Origin of the sequence: Cycloclasticus sp. P1 (assembly GCF_000299965.1) — a bacterium.
Lineage (GTDB): Bacteria > Pseudomonadota > Gammaproteobacteria > Methylococcales > Cycloclasticaceae > Cycloclasticus > Cycloclasticus pugetii.
Genome location: NC_018697.1, coordinates 390,455 through 408,568 on the forward strand (window position 1 = coordinate 390,455; position 18,114 = coordinate 408,568).

The 18,114-nt window shown below is 38.6% G+C and carries 17 protein-coding genes; 10 read left to right on the forward strand and 7 right to left on the reverse strand.

Features of this window, described 5'->3' with window-relative positions:
- Window positions 1-2 precede the first annotated feature (2 nt).
- Complete coding sequence (locus Q91_RS01900; RefSeq protein WP_015005189.1) at window positions 3-938, forward strand: Nudix family hydrolase; 936 nt, start codon at window positions 3-5, stop codon at window positions 936-938.
- 10 nt (window positions 939-948) lie between these two features.
- On the opposite strand, the gene yacG is transcribed toward Q91_RS01900, so the two are convergent.
- Genes yacG through pilB form a run of 6 tightly spaced genes read right to left on the reverse strand, consistent with a single transcriptional unit; the run spans window position 949 to window position 6,399 of the window.
- Window positions 949-1,137 carry a DNA gyrase inhibitor YacG gene (yacG, locus tag Q91_RS01905; protein ID WP_015005190.1) on the reverse strand — a complete coding sequence of 63 codons (189 nt, stop codon included), beginning with the start codon at window positions 1,135-1,137 and terminating at the stop codon, window positions 949-951.
- A gap of 1 nt (window position 1,138) precedes the next feature.
- Window positions 1,139-1,906, reverse strand: a complete 768-nt coding sequence (gene zapD, locus Q91_RS01910) for a cell division protein ZapD (protein ID WP_238538349.1) — start codon at window positions 1,904-1,906, stop codon at window positions 1,139-1,141.
- Between the two features lie 40 nt (window positions 1,907-1,946).
- On the reverse strand, window positions 1,947-2,552 hold the full coding sequence (gene coaE, locus Q91_RS01915) for a dephospho-CoA kinase (RefSeq protein ID WP_015005192.1): 606 nt from the start codon (window positions 2,550-2,552) through the stop codon (window positions 1,947-1,949).
- Window positions 2,553-2,558: 6 nt separating this feature from the next.
- Window positions 2,559-3,434 (reverse strand): A24 family peptidase, encoded by an 876-nt coding sequence (locus Q91_RS01920; RefSeq protein ID WP_015005193.1) that lies wholly within the window; start codon window positions 3,432-3,434, stop codon window positions 2,559-2,561.
- Window positions 3,435-3,463: 29 nt separating this feature from the next.
- On the reverse strand, window positions 3,464-4,684 hold the full coding sequence (locus Q91_RS01925; RefSeq protein ID WP_015005194.1) for a type II secretion system F family protein: 1,221 nt from the start codon (window positions 4,682-4,684) through the stop codon (window positions 3,464-3,466).
- Between the two features lie 5 nt (window positions 4,685-4,689).
- A complete protein-coding gene (gene pilB, locus Q91_RS01930; protein ID WP_015005195.1) occupies window positions 4,690-6,399 on the reverse strand; it encodes a type IV-A pilus assembly ATPase PilB in 1,710 nt (569 codons plus the stop codon).
- A 297-nt stretch (window positions 6,400-6,696) separates the two neighbouring features.
- Here pilB and Q91_RS01935 point away from each other — a divergent pair, with 297 nt between their 5' ends.
- From Q91_RS01935 to Q91_RS01975, 9 genes are all read left to right on the forward strand, one after another.
- Window positions 6,697-7,449 carry a glycosyltransferase family 2 protein gene (locus Q91_RS01935; RefSeq protein ID WP_015005196.1) on the forward strand — a complete coding sequence of 251 codons (753 nt, stop codon included), beginning with the start codon at window positions 6,697-6,699 and terminating at the stop codon, window positions 7,447-7,449.
- Between the two features lie 7 nt (window positions 7,450-7,456).
- On the forward strand, window positions 7,457-8,809 hold the full coding sequence (locus Q91_RS01940; protein ID WP_015005197.1) for a flippase: 1,353 nt from the start codon (window positions 7,457-7,459) through the stop codon (window positions 8,807-8,809).
- 75 nt (window positions 8,810-8,884) lie between these two features.
- Window positions 8,885-10,291, forward strand: coding sequence for a hypothetical protein (locus Q91_RS01945; protein ID WP_015005198.1), 1,407 nt, complete (start codon window positions 8,885-8,887; stop codon window positions 10,289-10,291).
- A 231-nt stretch (window positions 10,292-10,522) separates the two neighbouring features.
- Window positions 10,523-12,022: a hypothetical protein gene (locus Q91_RS01950; RefSeq protein ID WP_202948168.1), complete on the forward strand. Its 1,500-nt coding sequence runs from the start codon at window positions 10,523-10,525 to the stop codon at window positions 12,020-12,022.
- Between the two features lie 11 nt (window positions 12,023-12,033).
- Complete coding sequence (locus tag Q91_RS01955) at window positions 12,034-13,266, forward strand: glycosyltransferase family 4 protein (RefSeq protein ID WP_238538350.1); 1,233 nt, start codon at window positions 12,034-12,036, stop codon at window positions 13,264-13,266.
- Window positions 13,263-14,378 (forward strand): GDP-mannose 4,6-dehydratase, encoded by a 1,116-nt coding sequence (gene gmd, locus Q91_RS01960; RefSeq protein WP_015005201.1) that lies wholly within the window; start codon window positions 13,263-13,265, stop codon window positions 14,376-14,378. The genes Q91_RS01955 and gmd overlap by 4 nt, the downstream gene beginning before the upstream one ends.
- Before the next feature lie 3 nt (window positions 14,379-14,381).
- The gene (locus Q91_RS01965; protein ID WP_015005202.1) at window positions 14,382-15,335 is read left to right on the forward strand and encodes a GDP-L-fucose synthase; all 954 of its coding nucleotides are present in this window, start codon (window positions 14,382-14,384) and stop codon (window positions 15,333-15,335) included.
- Window positions 15,336-16,289, forward strand: coding sequence for a glycosyltransferase family 2 protein (locus Q91_RS01970; protein ID WP_015005203.1), 954 nt, complete (start codon window positions 15,336-15,338; stop codon window positions 16,287-16,289). It begins immediately after the preceding gene.
- Window positions 16,290-16,302: 13 nt separating this feature from the next.
- Window positions 16,303-17,013 carry a class I SAM-dependent methyltransferase gene (locus tag Q91_RS01975; protein WP_015005204.1) on the forward strand — a complete coding sequence of 237 codons (711 nt, stop codon included), beginning with the start codon at window positions 16,303-16,305 and terminating at the stop codon, window positions 17,011-17,013.
- A 16-nt stretch (window positions 17,014-17,029) separates the two neighbouring features.
- Here Q91_RS01975 and Q91_RS01980 read toward each other — a convergent pair whose 3' ends face one another.
- Window positions 17,030-18,103 carry a glycosyltransferase family 4 protein gene (locus Q91_RS01980; protein ID WP_015005205.1) on the reverse strand — a complete coding sequence of 358 codons (1,074 nt, stop codon included), beginning with the start codon at window positions 18,101-18,103 and terminating at the stop codon, window positions 17,030-17,032.
- Window positions 18,104-18,114 lie beyond the last annotated feature (11 nt).

Here is an 18,114-nt window from a genome sequence, read left to right on the forward strand (position 1 = left end):
AGATGTTAAAGGTAGCGGTCGGGGTTATAAAAAATCAATACAATGAGGTGCTGATTAGTAAGCGCTCTAAGAAGGCGCATCAAGGTGGCTTGTGGGAATTTCCGGGTGGTAAAGTCGAAGAAGGCGAAAAGACTGAAGACGCGTTAAAAAGGGAGCTACTAGAAGAGTTAAATATAGAGGTGTTAACGGCAGTTCCCTTTATACAGGTGAAGCACGATTACAACGATATAGGTGTGTTGCTTGAGGTGTACCTGGTTGAAAGCTTTCAAGGCAAGTCATGTGGAATGGAAGGTCAACCGATTAAATGGCTTGCGATCGATTCGTTAGACAAAAGCTCATTTCCTGCAGCAAACAAGGCGATCATCGATGCGTTGAATTTACCTCGGTATTATCCAATTGTTGATGAGTCAATAGGCGGAGAAGAAGAGATGTTAAGCCATTTAAAGACCTTAATATCAGGCGGGTATACGATGATTCAATGGCGAGCAAAGTCGCTTAATAAGAGTGGCTTTAAACACTTAGCTGAGCAAGCGATGGCTCTTTGTAAACGTAACAATGTTCGTTTATTTATTAATAGCAGTATGACTGATGCATTAGAGATGAATGCTGAGGCGATACACTTAAGTGTTAACGAGGTGCTAGCTATGAAAAATAAAGCCAGTTCACTGGAAGGTGTTTTGCTGGCCGCCTCTTGCCATAATGAACAAGAACTAAAAGCAGCAAAGGAACTGGGCGTATTATTTGCCGTGTTATCACCTGTATGTGCAACACAAACGCATATAGGCATGAAGCCTTTAGGCTGGTCGCAGTTTAAGTCGTTAAGTGAGGCTGTGCCGCTACCTGTTTTTGCTCTAGGGGGTGTGGGGCCAGAAACGCTAGATAAAGCGCTGTCAAATGGTGCTTATGGTGTGGCTGGTATAAGAGCATTTGGCAGGTAACAGTCAAAGCTTAATGTTCGAACAGTTGATCGTCCTCAGCTGGGTGTGCTTTTTCTCCAGCAATTGCATGTTTTTCTGAAGCCCATTCCCCTAGATCAATTAATTTACAGCGCTCACTGCAAAAAGGTTTAAAGGTTGAGGTTTTATTCCAAGGCACGGCTTTGCGGCAAGTGGGGCAGTTAACGGTTTGTGTTTTCATTTTAGAGTTGGCAGATACTTAATGTAAAACGAATGTCTTCATCTATTTGACTGGGTCTTTCTGTTTCAAGGGGCAACATAAAGCGGACTGTAAAGCGGTGCTTACCACCACTGATTTCAGCAAAATACTCAGAGGAAAGGTTTAAAGAAACCCGAAGTAAATGAACCGGATGGTTAGTATCTAAGCTTTGTTGGTAATAACCAGCACGTGCAATTTTTTCGGTCGGCATGGCGCTATAGCGAATAAATTGCAGTAATAGCGAGATAGATTGCCGAATTGGTGTGAGATGAGCGGTCCAGTTTTGTATCTGCTCTCGACGAACGCTTAATGGCTTATTAAGCCAAAAATGGTAAGCTGGCAGGTCAAAATCGCAGGTACCACCAGGGATACTGTTGCGCTGTGATAAGCACTTTAATAAGTCAACCTGCCCTAAGACCTGATCAATTCTTCCGCTAGATGTTAAAAGCTGGCGGTTTAATGAATTGAGTTGGTCAATGCTTTGCTCTAGTTTTTCGCGGTCTACTTTTGGGTTTTTAGCAAAAATGACAAGGCACTTTGTGTGTCGTTCAATTTCTTTTGTAATTTCATTTCTTAGGTCTGTTCTGCTTGAGATGGCAAGAATATCAAGTAAACAACTCAGCTCAGCTCTGTTTTGCCATTCTCCGTCATGTTGAGAAAAGTGTAACATTTGCTCGAATAAATCCTCTAGCCGCAAAAAGGTGCGGATACGTTCACTAAGAGGTAGTTCGTAAGTGATCTGTTCAGACACAAGTAATAGATAAATCCTAAAACGGTTATTTTGCAGGATATTATTTGGTTTTTCCAGCGCTCATTTCTAAGTAGAAGTTATGTAGCTGCTCTACTTTTTTTTCTAAACTATTTAATGACCCAACATTGGTGATAATATCATCAGCCTGACTGAGGCGGAATGCGCGGGTACATTGAGCGTTCATAATTGAGCTAATCATAGAATCACTCAGTTGATCGCGTGCTTTAACGCGTTTAATTTGAGTGGCTTCTGGGCAATCAATGACCAAGATGCGGTCAATGTTTGATTGGTGCTTGGTTTCTAGTAGAAGAGGAATACTTAAAATACCATAAGGATAGTCAAAGCTAGCCAAGGTTTGGTACATGGTTTTGTAAATAATCGGATGGAGTATGGATTCTAAGGTTTCTTTTTTGCTGGGGTTGTTAAAAATTAAATCACGTAAGTAGTCCCTATTTAGTGCACCACTTGGTAAAAGAATGGAACCCCCAAAGGCTTGTTGCAGCTGGAGGAGGGCGGGTTGTCCTGGTTGTACAATGGTGTGGGAGATAATATCTGCATCCACCACGGGGACGTTTCTTTTTTCGAACAATTGGGTGACAGTCGATTTGCCACAGCCAATACCCCCCGTTAAACCAATGGTTAACATACGATGTTATAAGCCGACAAACTGGAGGTAAGTTAGGTTAATTTTTTCGCCCCAGATCAACGCAATAAACGCGGCAATAGATAAATAGGGGCCAAATGGTATGGGTATGTTCTTATCTCGTCCGTGAATAATGATGAGTGTTATTCCAATGATTGCACCAGCTAAAGCAGATAACATAATGACCAGAGGTAACATTTTCCAGCCCAATAAAGCGCCAATAGCGGCAAGTAGCTTAAAGTCACCGTAGCCCATCCCTTCTTTACCGGTGATTAATTTAAATAACCAAAAAACTGACCAAAGGCTAAGGTAACCGGCGAGTGCGCCGATGAGTGCGGTTTTAGGTGTTATGAAAATTTCAAATAGGCTGATGGATAAGGCAAACCATAAAAGTGGAAGGGTGATAGAGTCGGGCAATAGTTGAGTGTCAAGGTCTATCAATGTTAGGGAAATTAATGCCCAGGTAAATAATAAAGCGACGCACATTTGTAACGACACGCCAAACTGTACGGCAATGAGAAGCGACAAAAGAGCAGTGATTAACTCGACGGCGGGGTATCTAATTGAGATAGCTTGTTGGCAGTTTTTACATCGCCCTTGTAGAAATAAGTAGCTCAAAACGGGAATGTTTTCGAGTGCGCTAATAGGGTGTTGGCAAGAAGGGCAGCGTGAACGCGGTTGCGATAAATTAAAGGCCGCTGGTGAAGGATTATTTGTATCTTCTTGCTCAAGAAAGGCGAGGCATTCTTGGCGCCAAGCATTTTGTAACATGATGGGTAGCCGATAGGCGACAACATTAAGAAAGCTACCAACCAGAAGCCCTAGTAAGCAAACGGTTAAATAGAATAAAAAGGGGCTTTGTTCAAGCGCTTGGATAATGCTCATGTAAGACGGTTAAGCCGTTGGGTGTATTATTAAAAAACAGACCCTAACATAAAGATAGGCAGGTACATGGCAACAATTAAACCACCCACTAAGATACCGAGAATAGCCATAATTAAGGGTTCAATAAGGCTAGATAAGGAATCCACAGCGTTGTCGACCTCTTCTTCATAAAAATCAGCCACTTTACCAAGCATGCTTTCGACCGAGCCTGCTTCTTCGCCAATAGCGACCATTTGCACAACCATATGAGGGAAAAGGCCTACATTTTTCATAGCTTGTTGTAATTGGATGCCGGTCGCCACTTGTTCTCTCATTTGTAAAACGGCTTCAGAGTAAACAATGTTTCCGGTTGCCCCTGAAACAGACTCTAGTGCTTCTACTAAGGGTACGCCAGCAGCAGACATGGTGGACAACGTTCTAGCATAACGAGCAATGGCTGCTTTGTTCATGATGTCGCCAATAATTGGCATTTTCAGTATCATTCTATCGAGCAGGTGGTTAAATTTACGTGAACGTTTTTTAACTTGCATTAGAACAAATACAACACCGCCTATTATGCCAAAGACAGCCCACCACCACTCTTGCATAAAACGAGACAGTTCGACGACCATTTGTGTAAACGCAGGTAAATCTGCACCAAAGCCGCTAAATAAGCTTTCAAACTGAGGCACAACAAAAATCAATAAGATTGCGGTAACAACAACGGCCACTACTAATACTGAAATAGGATAGGTAAGGGCTTTTTTGATTTTAGCTTTTAAGCTTTCTGTTTTTTCTTTATATTCAGCAATTTTGACTAGTAAATCTTCGAGAATACCGGCATGTTCGCCAGCTTCTACTAAATTACAAAATAGCTCATCGAATTGAAAAGGGTATTTTCCTAAACTTTCAGCGAGTGTTGACCCGCCCTCAATGTCTGATTTAATGTTGGCAAGCATATCTTGCATGGCAGGCTTTTCGTGTCCTTTGCCAATAATATCAAAAGATTGTACTAATGGAATGCCGGACGCCATCATGGTTGCTAATTGACGGCTGAAAACCGCGATGTCTTTAGGAACAATTGGTTTTTGACCCATGCTACCAAAAAGTGCTTGAGGCTTTTTCTTAACCTTAAGGGGGCGAATGCCTTGACGCCTCAGTTCTGCTTTAACAAGGGCATCACTTCGGGCATTTATTTCCCCTTTGCTGCGGTTGCCTTTATTGTCGGTTCCTTCCCAAATATAGGTAATTTTTGATGCACTAGATGCCATAATGTTTAATCTTTAGTGATTCGGTTTATTTCTTCTATGCTGGTAATACCAGCGATGACCTTTTTAAAGCCAGACTCCCTGAGTGTTAAAACGCCCTCTTGTGCAGCTTGTTCTTCAAGTTCAGTTGTTAAACCACCTTTAATGATAAGGTTTTCCATGGCTTCAGAAACAGGCATCACCTGGAAAATGCCAATACGCCCTTTATAGCCGTTAGTGCAATGATCGCAGCCTACAGCCTTGTAAGTTGTTAATCTTTCAGCTTCTTCAGGGCTAAAGCCTTCTTTGATTAATAACTCTGTTGGTAATGTCTCTTCTTTTTTACATTTATCGCATAGTTTTCTTGCTAAACGTTGCGCCATAATTAATAACACAGATGCTGCAATATTGTAGGGTGGAACGCCCATTTGGTTTAAACGGTTTAAGGTTTGTGGGGCATCGTTTGTGTGTAATGTAGATAGAACAAGGTGACCGGTTTGTGCGGCTTTAACAGAAATTTCAGCGGTTTCAAGGTCTCGAATCTCACCGACCATGATTATATCTGGATCTTGGCGTAAAAAAGCTCGAAGCGCTTCAGCAAAAGTTAGACCGGTTTTAGGGTTAACATTAACTTGGTTAATACCCGATACGGTAATTTCTACGGGGTCTTCAGCGGTTGAAATATTGATGTTTGGGTCGTTTAATAAGTTAAGCGCGGTATAAAGGCTAACGGTCTTACCACTACCGGTTGGGCCGGTGACGAGAATCATGCCATAAGGTTTCTGAATAGCCGTTAGGAAGGCTTCTTTTTGCTCAGGCTCAAACCCTAGCTGTTCGATACCCACTTGTGCGCTGGTCGGATCCAAAATACGCAGTACAATTTTCTCACCGTATAAAGTAGGGCAGGTGTTAACACGAAAATCAACGGCCCTTTTTTTAGAAAGAGCCATTTTAATACGACCGTCCTGTGGAATACGGCGTTCTGAAATATTCATCCGCGACATCACTTTAATTCGTGATATCAGTTTGTTTGAGATATTAATTGGTGGTGAAGCAACTTCTTTCAAAATACCATCTTGCCGTGTTCGGATTCTAAAACTTTTCTCATACGGCTCAAAATGAATATCCGACGCGCCTTTTTTAATAGCATCTAATAGGATTTTGTTAACAAACCGCACAACCGGTGCATCATCAATCTCACTGTCAATATCATCCACGGGCTCTGCATCGGGATCATCGAAATCAATATTTTCAAGATCGTCATCTAATAAGTCACTCATGGATGTATCTTCTTCATCCATAGCTGTGTCAATAACACGTGCTAACTTATCTTCTTCAACAAGAATGGCTTCGGTACTCATCCTTGTTTGGAACTTTATTTCATCAAGCGCTTGAAGGTTAGTCGGGTCAGATACTGCAACAAACAGCTTATTGCCACGTTTAAATATCGGTAATGCATGGTGTTTACGAACTAATTTTTCGTCAACAATACCTTTGGGAATAACATCCTTGCTCAGTGCAGTAATATCAAATAATGGAACGCCAAACTCTTCAGAAGCAGAAAGAGCAATAATTTGACTATCTAAAACTTTTTTCTCTACAAGAAAGCTAACAAAAGGTCTTTTCTTTTTATAAGCCTCCTCAGAATATTTGAGTGCAACGTCTTCAGTAATTAGACCGTCTAAGACCAATCGTCTTGCTAAGCCACCTAAATAAAATTTTTCGCCGGATACAGCCATGTTAAATCGATTAATTTCCTATAGTTAGTACATAATAAACGATACTTTATCAATAATAGTAGAAAATATGGGTTTGTGTAGTAAATATAAAATGAACTCGTTTGGATTGTAAGACCTTCTTTGGCAGTTTTTAGCCATTGTTCTTTGTAAAATTTTTTGAATACTTACGAAGTACCTGCCTTTAAGTGTGCTTAGGGGGCGTGAGCTATTAATTTTAGTTGAATAAATATTGAGATTACCGTTTTTGAATAACTGCCCTATACTTAGCGCATTAATGAGTACTTAGATTGAGAGTTAATGCCAAAAATATCTATTATCACCGTTTGTTTCAATGCCGAAAAATATATAGAGCAAACCATAAAAAGTGTTTTAGATCAGAAGAACGGTGATATTGAGTATATCGTTATAGATGGAGCATCCACAGATAAAACCTTAAATATTATTAGGCAATATGACTCTAAAATAACGAAATGGATTTCAGAGCCAGATAATGGAATTGCCGATGCTATGAATAAAGGCATTAAGTTAGCAACGGGGGAGTATTTGTTGTTCTTACATGCAGATGACTACTTGGCTGATTGTAACGTTATTTCTAATGCGCTTTGTTATATGGAAAGCGACGCTGATATTTATGCGTTTGATGTTATTTATCAAACAAAAGATGACAATATTAGGAAAGCAACCATACCCTTCGGAGTAAGAACTTACTTTAAAACGCCAGTGATGCATCAAGGTGCTTTTTGTAAAAAAGAACTTTTTGATCAATTAGGTGGGTTTAATGAAAGTTTTAAAATCGCTATGGATTATGACTTTTTTTTTAGAGCCTTCCAACAAAATGCGACGATGGAAATACAACATCAAGTCCTATCTGTAATGAGAGATACAGGCATTAGTTCCCGCCAGGACTGGCCGAACTTAAAACAACGCTTTGCAGAGGAGAAAAGAGTGCATTTAGAAAACACTCCATCACCTTTTATGGGCGCACTTTATAGGGTTTATTGGATGTTATATTTGCCATATAGAAAACTTAAAAATATTGTTGTGCACTAGCTAAAGAATGCTAAATAAGATAGCAATACTTAGACAACACAAAGGTTTTATGAAGTGTTTTAAAAACACTTCATGGCTAATGGGGGAAAAGATTCTACGTATGCTTGTTGGCATATTTGTGGGTGTATGGGTAGCTCGTTATCTAGGGCCAGAACAATTCGGATTGTTGAGTTATGCTCAAAGTTTCGTATTTTTGTTTACTGCGATTGCTTCGCTAGGGTTGGATGGCATTCTGGTACGTGAGTTAGTTAAAGACGAGAGTCAACGTGATAAGTTATTAGGCACAGTATTCGGATTAAAACTTATGGGTGCCATTTGTATATTTCCACTGTTAGCCATAGCGATATATTTTACTGATAATGATGAGTACACTAAATTATTGGTGTTTATTATAGCTTCAGCGACGATATTTCAGAGTTTTAATGTAATAGACGCTTATTATCAGTCCAAAGTGTTGTCTAAGTATGTCGCGCTTGCTAACAGCGTGTGCCTTGGGCTTTCTAGTGTTATTAAGGTTGTATTGCTGGTTAACCATGCGCCATTAATTGCCTTCGCATTAATGATCGTTTTTGATGCATTTTTTCTGGGATTAGGGCTTGTTTATTTTTATAACAAAAGAAGTTGCTTAAAGTTACTAGGTTGGACTTTTGACTGGCAAGTTGCTAAAAAATTACTTAAAGATTCTTGGCCGCTAATCTTTGGTTCCATGGCTGCATCCATCTACATGCAAATTGATCAAGTAATGATTCAAAGCATGTTAGGTAATAGCTCGGTTGGGCACTATGCCGTGGCGGTGAAGTTAAGCTTAATGTGGTTATTCATAACAACCAGTATTACTAGTACTCTTATGCCTTCAATAATAAAGGCGAAAAACTATGATGAAAAGTTGTATTTGGAAAAAATTGAATCTATGTACGGCATGTTAGTCAAAATTTCATTCGTTATCGCTTTTTTTGTATCCAATTTTTCAGAAGAGATAGTTGTCTTACTGTATGGGCTTGAATATTCTAAAAGTATAGATGTTTTGCGGGTTTACGTATGGTCAATAGTTTTTGTTTTTTTAAGTAATGGTTCTTGGGCATATTATTTGAATGAAAACCTACAAAAAATTGCTAGTGTAAGGCTTGTGGTCGGAGCCGTGATTAATGTTTTATTAAACCTCTATTTAATTGGTTTTTATGGAATTATGGGGGCTGTTTATGCGACTTTAATTTCTCACTTCATATCAAGTTACTTTATTAATATGCTGCTTCTAAAAACTAGAAGGAATTTTTTAATGCAAACTAATTCTATTGTCAGTTTACTGAAGTATGCTTCTTGGGTATCTTGTTTTAGCTTAAGCGATAAAAAATGGAAATAAACTAAGAGTGATTCTTTTAGAAAAAAACTTTAATCGTTTACCAAGGATAAGGCTTATTTTTTGGGAAGGGAAAAAATGGAAATACTTGAAAAAACTAGTTTGAGTTCCGTCGATGATATGGGTGCTGTTTTTATTGGCGATAAAAAAGTATACAGAGGAGTAAATAGAAACGCAGTAGGCTCAACTCGGCGATTATTAAACTGTGGATTAATCAAGGAACTTGAAAAAAATAGGTTATTGCCGAAGACTCGCATATCGGAGATGCAAATAATTGGTTATGAGTTAGTAATAGAGCACACAAAACTTGGGCCAATAACTTACCCATTTGAGTGGTCGCCTGAGATGTTAAGGGCTGCAGCTCTATGTGTTTTGAAGGTGAATGATCTGGCGAATAAATATGGTTATCAGTTAAAAGACTGTCATCCATATAATGTTGTTTTTAATGGTGCATTACCTACTTTTGTAGACCTTGGTAGTTTTGTAAAACATAAGGAAGGTTTCGGGTGGGTTGCTCACTCTGAATTTTTGGGTAGTTATTACTATCCGTTGATAGCAAAAGCTAAGAGCTTGGATTCAGTTTATAAGAAAGTATTCTTAGACTCAGGTTATGGTATTGGGTTAGTCGAAGGGTTGGTTTTATTTAATCCTTTTTTTAGAGTGCTAGGTTACTCTAATGTAAAAAAATTGAGTGAAATAATTTCATCATATAAGGCGGGGAGCAAGTTCACTGCGAAGGATATAGAAAATAAGTTTGACAATAAATTTGTTGTGTCGATAGCAAAATTTCTCCTAAGCTCTAAGATTATGCCGTTAAGGCGTACAAACCTTAGGAGTTTAGAAAAAAAAATTAAGAATATTAAATTAAACGGCGTGTCTAAGTGGAGTAGATATCATGAAACTTCGAAGTATTACGATGAGGGTGGTAATGTGAAGTTGTCTGATAGGTTTAACTGGGTGAAATCTCAGTGTCAACGGTTAAAGCCTGAGAGCATAACTGAGTTGGCTGGAAACCAGGGGGTTTTAATTAGGGAGCTATCCAAAGAGACTTTTTTAAGGGGAGCTGTAATTGCAGACTATGACTCATACGCTATAGATTTTTTATATTTATCAGAACGGGAAAGCGAGAAGATCACTACTGCATGTTTTAACTTTATGAGTGGTACATATAGGCATATAGCAAGTGACGAAAGGTCTAATAGGCTACGTTCAGAAATGGTTATAGCAATGGCGGTTACTCATCACCTTTTGTTAACGCAAGGCTATAGCATAGATAACATATTAAAGACTATTTTGAATTATACAGAGAGATATATGCTAATTGAGTTTATGCCACTAGGGCTGTGGGATGGTGCAACTGCGCCTCTTTTGCCTCAATGGTATACGGAAGAATGGTTTGTTCAATCGTTAAGTATGTTCTGTGTTATTCAAAACAGGAAAGTTCTTGGAAAGAACCGAGTGATTTATACTTGTGAGAAAATTTGAATGTTACTTGGATGTTCCTATTAGAGCTAAAAATTGGACTTATTGCTTACGGAGAGGCATGTTTTTTTATGAAGTAGTCCAATAGGCGGGAAAGTAAGTTTTAAGTTTACTTCATGTTTCTACGAGGTAGTACTTTTTTAATGATTCTCGATTGCAGTACCCATCCTACTAGAATCCAAACATATTTATTTAAAATTAATACATAAAAGGAATTGGCTTATTAGCTAACTTATGGAAAGGATAGACATGCTAAAGAGAGTGGATCTTCAGAAATTAATAGAGATATTTATTTATAAAAACTTAGAGCGAAAGGAATATCAAGTTAAGAAGCAGTTTGCGAAAGAGTTACTTACTTGGAATAGACTGGATTTAGCATTTAAGCTTTTTTATTTAGATAACGTTGATGTGTACCCTGAGCTTGCTAAAGAAGTATATAGGGAAGATATAAGATCTCAGACATTAGGTACATTTATTGAATTAGGTAATGAGAGTGGCAAAAACTGTTTTGAAAGTTATATAGAAAGTTTCTCTGCTACTTACGAGAGCATTAAGGAGGAGGGTTTTTCAAGAGATAAAACGTTAGTTCCGCTGTCAAGTAATGGGGCTATTCTTAATGGTGCTCATAGGGTGGCGAGTGCTATCCAGTTAAACAAAATTGTTTCAACAGTGATGACTGAAGAAGTCGACATGGTCGCGGATTACCAGTACTTCCTTGATAGAGGTGTTTGTACTAAACACCTTGATCTCGTGGTTCAGAAATTCATCGAATATTCCAAAGATGATATTTATATTGCTTTTTTATGGCCATCTGGAGTTGGTCATAGAAATGAAGTGGAAAAAATGTTTTCTAATATTCTTTACAAGAAAGAGATTAAGTTAGCGGCAAGGGGAGCTTTTAATTTACTTGTTGAGCTGTATAAACATATGGACTGGGTAGGTACAAGTGAAGATGGTTTTGGTGGGGTAAAACAAAAGTTAATAGAATGTTTTCCTGAGTTAGAATCTTTTCAGGTGATCTTTTTTCAATCTGAAAGTATAGAAAAAGTACAAAAAATAAAGGAAAAAATAAGAGGGGTATATAACATTGGATATAGCTCAATCCATATTACAGATACCAAAGAAGAAGCGATAAGAATGTCACAGTTGCTTTGCAATGAAAATGGTTTGCATTTCCTTAATTATGCTAAACCCTATGAATTTCTAGAAACTTATAAGCGGCTCGACAAGTTTAAACAGTTTCTTTTGAGGAATAGTATTAAATTTAACGATGTGATTATAGATGGGAGTACAACGCTTTCTTTATATGGGCTTCGAGAAAGTGCTGACCTCGATTTTTTAGTTTTAGATGACTCTAGCATAGTGGTCTCAAATAAGTGTTTTGAAACACATGATAGTGAGCTTAAGTATCACGGTAAGGGAAAAACTGAGCTAATTTATGATAGTCGAAACTATTTCATATTTTATGGGCTTAAATTTATAACGTTCTCACAACTATATAGTATGAAAACTAATCGTAATGAACAGAAAGATAGAAATGACTGTTTGATTATGAAGGCTTCACTGAATGGTAAATCATACAGAAAACTAAATGCTCAATTTAAACAGAAACTTTTTTATACTAAAATTAGGATGAGGCACTCTTTCGATCGTCAAGTTAAGAGTACATTGGAGTGGCTGGGGCTATACGATTGTGTAAGATCAGCTTTCAGGAGATTTAAAAACCTGAAATGAAAGTCTTGGTTGTGAATACTTCAGATATTAAAGGCGGTGCTGCTCGTGCAGCTTACCGCTTGCACTTGGCACTACTTAAGTTGGGTGTTGAGTCTCACATGCTTGTTGATACCAAATTGAGTGATGATTATAGAGTAACTGAGCAAGTATCAAATATTGTTAAAGGCGTTTCTTTAATACGCCGCATTTTAGATCGTCTACTTGTAAATACGTATAAGTTCCGTTCAAAAACTTATTTCTCCCCAAGTTTAGTTCCCTTTTCCGGCCTAGTTAAACGTATTAATGCGCTTAACCCAGATATTGTTCATTTGCATTGGGTTAATAAAGCAATGCTGTCTATCTCTGATATTGCGGCGATTAAAGCTCCTATTGTATGGAGTTTGCATGATATGTGGGCATTTACCGGCGGGTGCCATTATGATGAAGGTTGTGAGGCCTTTGAAAAGGCTTGTGGGAAGTGCAAAGTACTGGGTTCAGATAAGCCCCATGATTTAAGCAGCAAGGTTTTTAAAAAGAAGTTGGCGACTTATGCTGAACACCCAAATTTAACCGTAGTGGGTTTAAGTCAGTGGCTTGCTGATTGCGCCTCTAAAAGCAAACTATTTAAGAAACGTCAAATAGTTTGCTTGCCTAATCCAATTGATACATCTGTTTACTCGCCATTAGATAAGCGTACTGCACGTGATTTATTAGGGTTGCCAATGGATAAGAAATTAATTTTATTTGGTGCGATGAATGCAACATCGGACCCTAGGAAAGGATATGGTGAACTTTGTGAAGCATTGATGCAGTTAGAAGGGGATGGGCTTGAGTTGGTTGTTTTTGGCGGTAGTAAGCCAGAAATACAGCAAGATTTTAAACTCAAGGCACATTATTTGGGGCAATTACGTGATGATGTAACATTAAGGGCGCTCTATAGTGCTGCTGATGTAATGGTTGCACCTAGCTTGCAGGAGAATTTATCAAACACGATGATGGAAAGTTTAGCGTGTGGTACACCAGTTGTAAGCTTTGATATTGGAGGTAATGGCGATATGGTTGAGCATCAACGAAATGGTTATCTAGCGAAACCTTACGATACATCCGATTTAGCAACTGGTATTGAATGGGTTTTGAATGCTAAAAATTATCAAGAGTTGTCGACTAATGCACGGGGAAAGGTATTGAGTGAATTTGACAGCGGTGTTGTTGCAAAACAATATATACAGCTTTATGAGTCGGTGTTAGAAAAAGCAAAATTATGACTAAGAAAAAAGCATTAATTACCGGTATAACAGGTCAAGATGGTTCGTACCTTGCTGAGCTGTTATTAGATAAAGGTTATGAGGTTCACGGGATTAAGCGGCGAGCGTCGTCTTTTAATACCGACAGGATTGATGGGTTGTATCAAGATCCGCACGTCGATAACAGGAATTTAATATTACATTATGGCGACTTATGCGATAGCTCTAATTTAACCCGTATTTTACAAGAAGTTCAGCCAGATGAAGTCTATAATCTAGCCGCGCAATCGCACGTGGCGGTTAGTTTTGAGTCACCTGAGTATACGGCAGATGTAGATGCGCTTGGAACCCTTCGTTTGCTGGAGGCTATTCGCTTACTCGGCTTGGAAAAGACAACTCGGTTCTATCAGGCATCTACTTCTGAATTATATGGGCTGGTTCAAGAAACACCCCAAACAGAAACTACGCCCTTTCACCCACGATCGCCCTACGCGGTTGCCAAAATGTATGCGTACTGGATAACAGTTAACTATCGTGAAGCATATGGTATGTATGCCTGCAATGGCATTTTGTTTAATCATGAGTCACCTAGGCGAGGTGAGACCTTTGTTACTCGTAAGATTACTCGGGGCTTAGCTAATATTTATGAAGGGCTGGATGATTGTCTTTATTTAGGCAATTTAGATGCTAAACGTGATTGGGGGCATGCTAAAGATTATGTAGAAATGCAATGGTTGATGTTGCAGCAAGACAATCCTGAAGATTATGTGATTGCAACAGGTAAACAATATTCGGTACGTGACTTTATAGAATGTGCGCTCGAAGAGCTGGGTTTGGGGATAAAGTGGCAAGGTAAGGGGTTAAATGAAATAGGTGTATTAGAATCAGTGCCGAAAAATTGTAAGAGAAAAGTGGGTGATGTGATTATTCGTATTGATACACGCTACTTTAGGCCGGCAGAGGTGGAAACTTTATTAGGCGATGCATCTAAAGCTAAAAAACAATTGGGCTGGTCACCTAAAATTACCTTTAAAGAACTGGTGTGCGAAATGGTACGCAGTGATCTTGAGCATGCACGGCGAGATACATTATTGATTAACACAGGCTTCGACGTTGTAACGACCCAAGAATAAGACATGGATAAGTCGGCAAAAATTTATGTGGCAGGTCATCGTGGAATGGTGGGTTCAGCCATTATTCGAGAGCTAAATAAAAAGGGTTTTCGAAATATTATTAAAAAAACACGTGGTGAGCTGGATTTGTTAAACCAGCAAGCAGTGGAAGATTTTTTTGCGCAAGAAAAGCCGGATTACGTGGTGTTGGCAGCAGCTAAAGTAGGTGGGATTTTTGCTAATAACGAATACCCAGCAGAGTTTATTTATGAGAACGTGATGGTGCAAACTAACGTGATCCATCAGGCGTATAAAGCGCAGGTAAAGCAGTTGTTGTTTTTAGGGAGTTCGTGTATTTACCCTAAATCAGCTGAACAACCGATGCAGGAATCCGCATTGTTAACAGGTGAGTTTGAGCCGACGAATGAGCCGTATGCGATTGCTAAAATTGCTGGTATTAAACTGTGTGAATCGTATAACCGTCAATATGGCACAGATTTCCGCTCGGTGATGCCGACGAATTTATATGGGCCAAATGATAATTATGATTTACAAAATAGCCACGTTATTCCTGGTTTAATCAAGCGAATTCATCAGGCAAAGACGAATAACGATAAGTCGTTGAAAGTATGGGGGACGGGTAGCGCAATGCGAGAGTTCTTGTATGTTGATGATTTAGCCCAGGCTTGCGTAATGTTGATGAATATTCCAAAAGGCGACTATAAAGCGTATATACCCGAACGAAACAGCCACATTAATATTGGCACAGGATCTGATATTTCGATTAAAGAACTGGTCGCTATTTTAATTGATATTATTGGTTATAAAGGCCAAATAGAGTGGGATACGTCAAAACCCGATGGAACACCGCGTAAGTTGTTGGATGTAAGTCGTATGACTTCATTAGGTTGGAGTGCTTCAACATCGCTGATTGACGGGCTTCGTCTAACATATCGACGTTACTTAGAAACCTTGTAGATGGCTATTGATTCACAATGCAATCATTTAAACAAAGTACTTGATATCGTAATACCTGTTTACAATGATAATCCGTATCTGGTAGGAACAATAACGTCAATTTTTAAGCAACAATTACCGAATGACTGGCGCTTTCATGTTTATATTGTTGATGATGGTTCAGATATACGGGTCAGTTTAGATTTTCCTAAAGAAAACACATCGGATGTTAGTTTAGTCAGGCTTGAAAAAAACTCGGGGTGTAGTGTTGCTAGGAATAAAGGGGCTTATGCTGGATATGGTGAGGCCATATTGTTTTTAGATGCAGATTGTTCGTTGGCAAAAGAAAACGTATTGGCCTTGCTATTGGAAGAATATGTTAAAGGTTATGATGTTTGCTTTGGACAAATTCATGCGCCACAAGATGACTTTTGGGCAAAATATCAAAATGATGTGGCTGCAGAACGGGCGGCTCGTTTTAGATCAGGTGAGTTATCCAGTATGACGACACAGATTGTTATGGTTGAGGCTGCTATATTTAAAAAGGTCGGTGGTTTTGATGAGTGCTATCACTTTGGCTTTGAAGATAGAGATTTGTTTCTTTCGTTAATAAATATCGGTGCCAATGTTTCTTTAGTGGAGAAGGCTGTGGTAAACCATAATGATCAAATTTCAGTGTCATCTGTGATGAAGAAGCTGTATGAAGCTGGTAAAGGCCCTTCTATGCGCTTTATTGAAAAACACCCAGGTGAATACTCCAAGCTGGCTTACGCAAAAGCCGATGTTAGGTACTCTCCATGTGTACTTAAATCGTTAGTGATATTAACAAAACCAATGTTGTCTGTATTGGTTGCTATATTAGACCGGTGTATTACTAGAAATATATTTCCGTATTCAATTTCTAAAATACTGGTTAAGTATGTTTCAGGTCTCTATTATCTTCAAGGCACTTATGAGGCTAAAAAGCGTTTTTAATAAAGGTTAAAAAATGAAGCAAAGACAAGAAGAGCATGAGATTAAAGAGTTTTATGATAATGTTTATTATGAAGAAATAGTACATAGCGCTAAAACATCTCCTTACCAGTTGCGTCTTGCAAAGAAGCTAGGAATTACTTCAAATGATAATGTGCTTGATATAGCTTGCGGTATAGGTGAGTTTTTGCGAGCTTGCGATACTTTTGGAGCCAGAGTAAGTGGTGTTGACTTATCTGATAAAGCGATTAATGCTTGTAAGACCATTTTACCACAGGGAAAATTTCACTCTTGTTCGGCGGAAAGGTTGCCGTTTGAAAATGATAGTTTTGATGTGGTTACTTGCCTAGGTTCACTTGAGCACTTTATTAACCCGGTTGAATCTTTAAAAGAGATGGTTCGTGTTGCGAAACCAACGGCAAAGTTTGTCATTTTAGTTCCGAATAAAGACTTTCTAACCCGTAAATTGAGGTTGTATAGTGGTACGTATCAAGTAGATGCTAAAGAGGAGGTTAGGACGCTTGATGAATGGAATGATTTGTTTATTTCAGCGGGAATTGTTGTTAGTCATCGTTGGAAAGATTTACATGTGGTTTCGTTTTCTTGGATTTTGTTAAATGGTTGGAGGTCCATGTTGCCTCGCCTTTTTCAAGCATTAGCCTTATGTGTATGGCCTTTAAAATGGCAGTACCAAGTTTTTCACTTAGCATCTATTAAAAAGTTTTAGAGTAGAATTAAGCTGCTTAACGAGAAGGGTTTGTATTAATAAGGTTTTCTTTGTAACGCATAGCAATTCGTGACCACTCAAAATTCTCAAGGCAGTGTTTGGCGACACGATTACTAATTATTTGTTGGTCTTTTTTTAGTAACGCTTTTTTTTCTAAAATAAGGCTTCTAAATGCATCTGCGTTTAAGGGCTCAACTAACCAGCCATTTTTGTTTTCTTGTATTGCGTCTTGAATACCTTCCAAATTGGATGATATGGACGGTAAGCCGCAAAGGCCGGCCTCTAATTGAGTGATGCCAAAGCCTTCAACATCGTTTTTTATTGGGATGTTTGCTTGTATAAATAAATCGCTGTGGGTGAATAGGGTTTCTTTTAATTGATTATCGACTTCTCCCAATAAATAGACATTGTTGTCTAAGTGTAATTTTTTTATTAAGGAGCTGATCTTATCTTTATTAGGCCCATCACCAGCAATGAGGTAAATGATGTCTTTTGGCAAGTGAACCATAACGTTCTTTATAAACCAGTGAGCGCCTTTTCTTTCTACTAAGCGGCCTAATGAAAGTAATGTAAATTTATTGTCTAAATTTATTTGTAGGCGCTGTTGTAGTTTTCTTTTTGATAGCGGAGTGATGGCAGACTTTTCAACACCATTGGGGATGACTGAAATTTTTTCGGCTGGAATACCCGCACTTATAGCGATATCTTTTGTGGAATGGCTGACAGCGATAAAGAAATCAATTTTCCTGAAAAAAAAGCAGATCCAAATTTTTTGATAAACAGGGTTATCCCAAGTAATATCTAGCCCATGTAAAATGCAACTGACGGGCTTATTAGAAAACAACTTAATGAACCAGCCCACAATAGCTGCAACACCATCTCCGAGTAAGACTTGATCTGCTTTTCTTATTTTAATTAAACCGGTAATGATGGCCCACGGTATAAAGAAAGGGAGTGCCTTTTTGCCAAACCGATTAATAATCGTTCGGCATGTTATCAAGTTAGAGAGGTGGCGAGCTAAGGCTTCGTTTTGATTCTCAATGCCACCTATGGTTGGTGGGTGAGCCCTAGATATAAATAGAAGGTTCATTGTGTTCAGAG

Bases quoted from the DNA above. Each gene is read 5' to 3' on its own strand.
- Q91_RS01900 (WP_015005189.1), top strand. From the start codon at position 3: ATGTTAAAGGTAGCGGTCGGGGTTATAAAAAATCAATACAATGAGGTG.
- Q91_RS01935 (WP_015005196.1), top strand. From the start codon at position 6,697: ATGCCAAAAATATCTATTATCACCGTTTGTTTCAATGCCGAAAAATAT.
- Q91_RS01950 (WP_202948168.1), top strand. From the start codon at position 10,523: ATGGAAAGGATAGACATGCTAAAGAGAGTGGATCTTCAGAAATTAATA.
- coaE (WP_015005192.1), bottom strand. From the start codon at position 2,552: ATGTTAACCATTGGTTTAACGGGGGGTATTGGCTGTGGCAAATCGACT.
- Q91_RS01925 (WP_015005194.1), bottom strand. From the start codon at position 4,684: ATGGCATCTAGTGCATCAAAAATTACCTATATTTGGGAAGGAACCGAC.
- Q91_RS01970 (WP_015005203.1), top strand. From the start codon at position 15,336: ATGGCTATTGATTCACAATGCAATCATTTAAACAAAGTACTTGATATC.
- Q91_RS01965 (WP_015005202.1), top strand. From the start codon at position 14,382: ATGGATAAGTCGGCAAAAATTTATGTGGCAGGTCATCGTGGAATGGTG.
- Q91_RS01920 (WP_015005193.1), bottom strand. From the start codon at position 3,434: ATGAGCATTATCCAAGCGCTTGAACAAAGCCCCTTTTTATTCTATTTA.
- Q91_RS01940 (WP_015005197.1), top strand. From the start codon at position 7,457: ATGCTAAATAAGATAGCAATACTTAGACAACACAAAGGTTTTATGAAG.
- Q91_RS01980 (WP_015005205.1), bottom strand. From the start codon at position 18,103: ATGAACCTTCTATTTATATCTAGGGCTCACCCACCAACCATAGGTGGC.
- yacG (WP_015005190.1), bottom strand. From the start codon at position 1,137: ATGAAAACACAAACCGTTAACTGCCCCACTTGCCGCAAAGCCGTGCCT.
- gmd (WP_015005201.1), top strand. From the start codon at position 13,263: ATGACTAAGAAAAAAGCATTAATTACCGGTATAACAGGTCAAGATGGT.
- pilB (WP_015005195.1), bottom strand. From the start codon at position 6,399: ATGGCTGTATCCGGCGAAAAATTTTATTTAGGTGGCTTAGCAAGACGA.
- Q91_RS01945 (WP_015005198.1), top strand. From the start codon at position 8,885: ATGGAAATACTTGAAAAAACTAGTTTGAGTTCCGTCGATGATATGGGT.
- Q91_RS01975 (WP_015005204.1), top strand. From the start codon at position 16,303: ATGAAGCAAAGACAAGAAGAGCATGAGATTAAAGAGTTTTATGATAAT.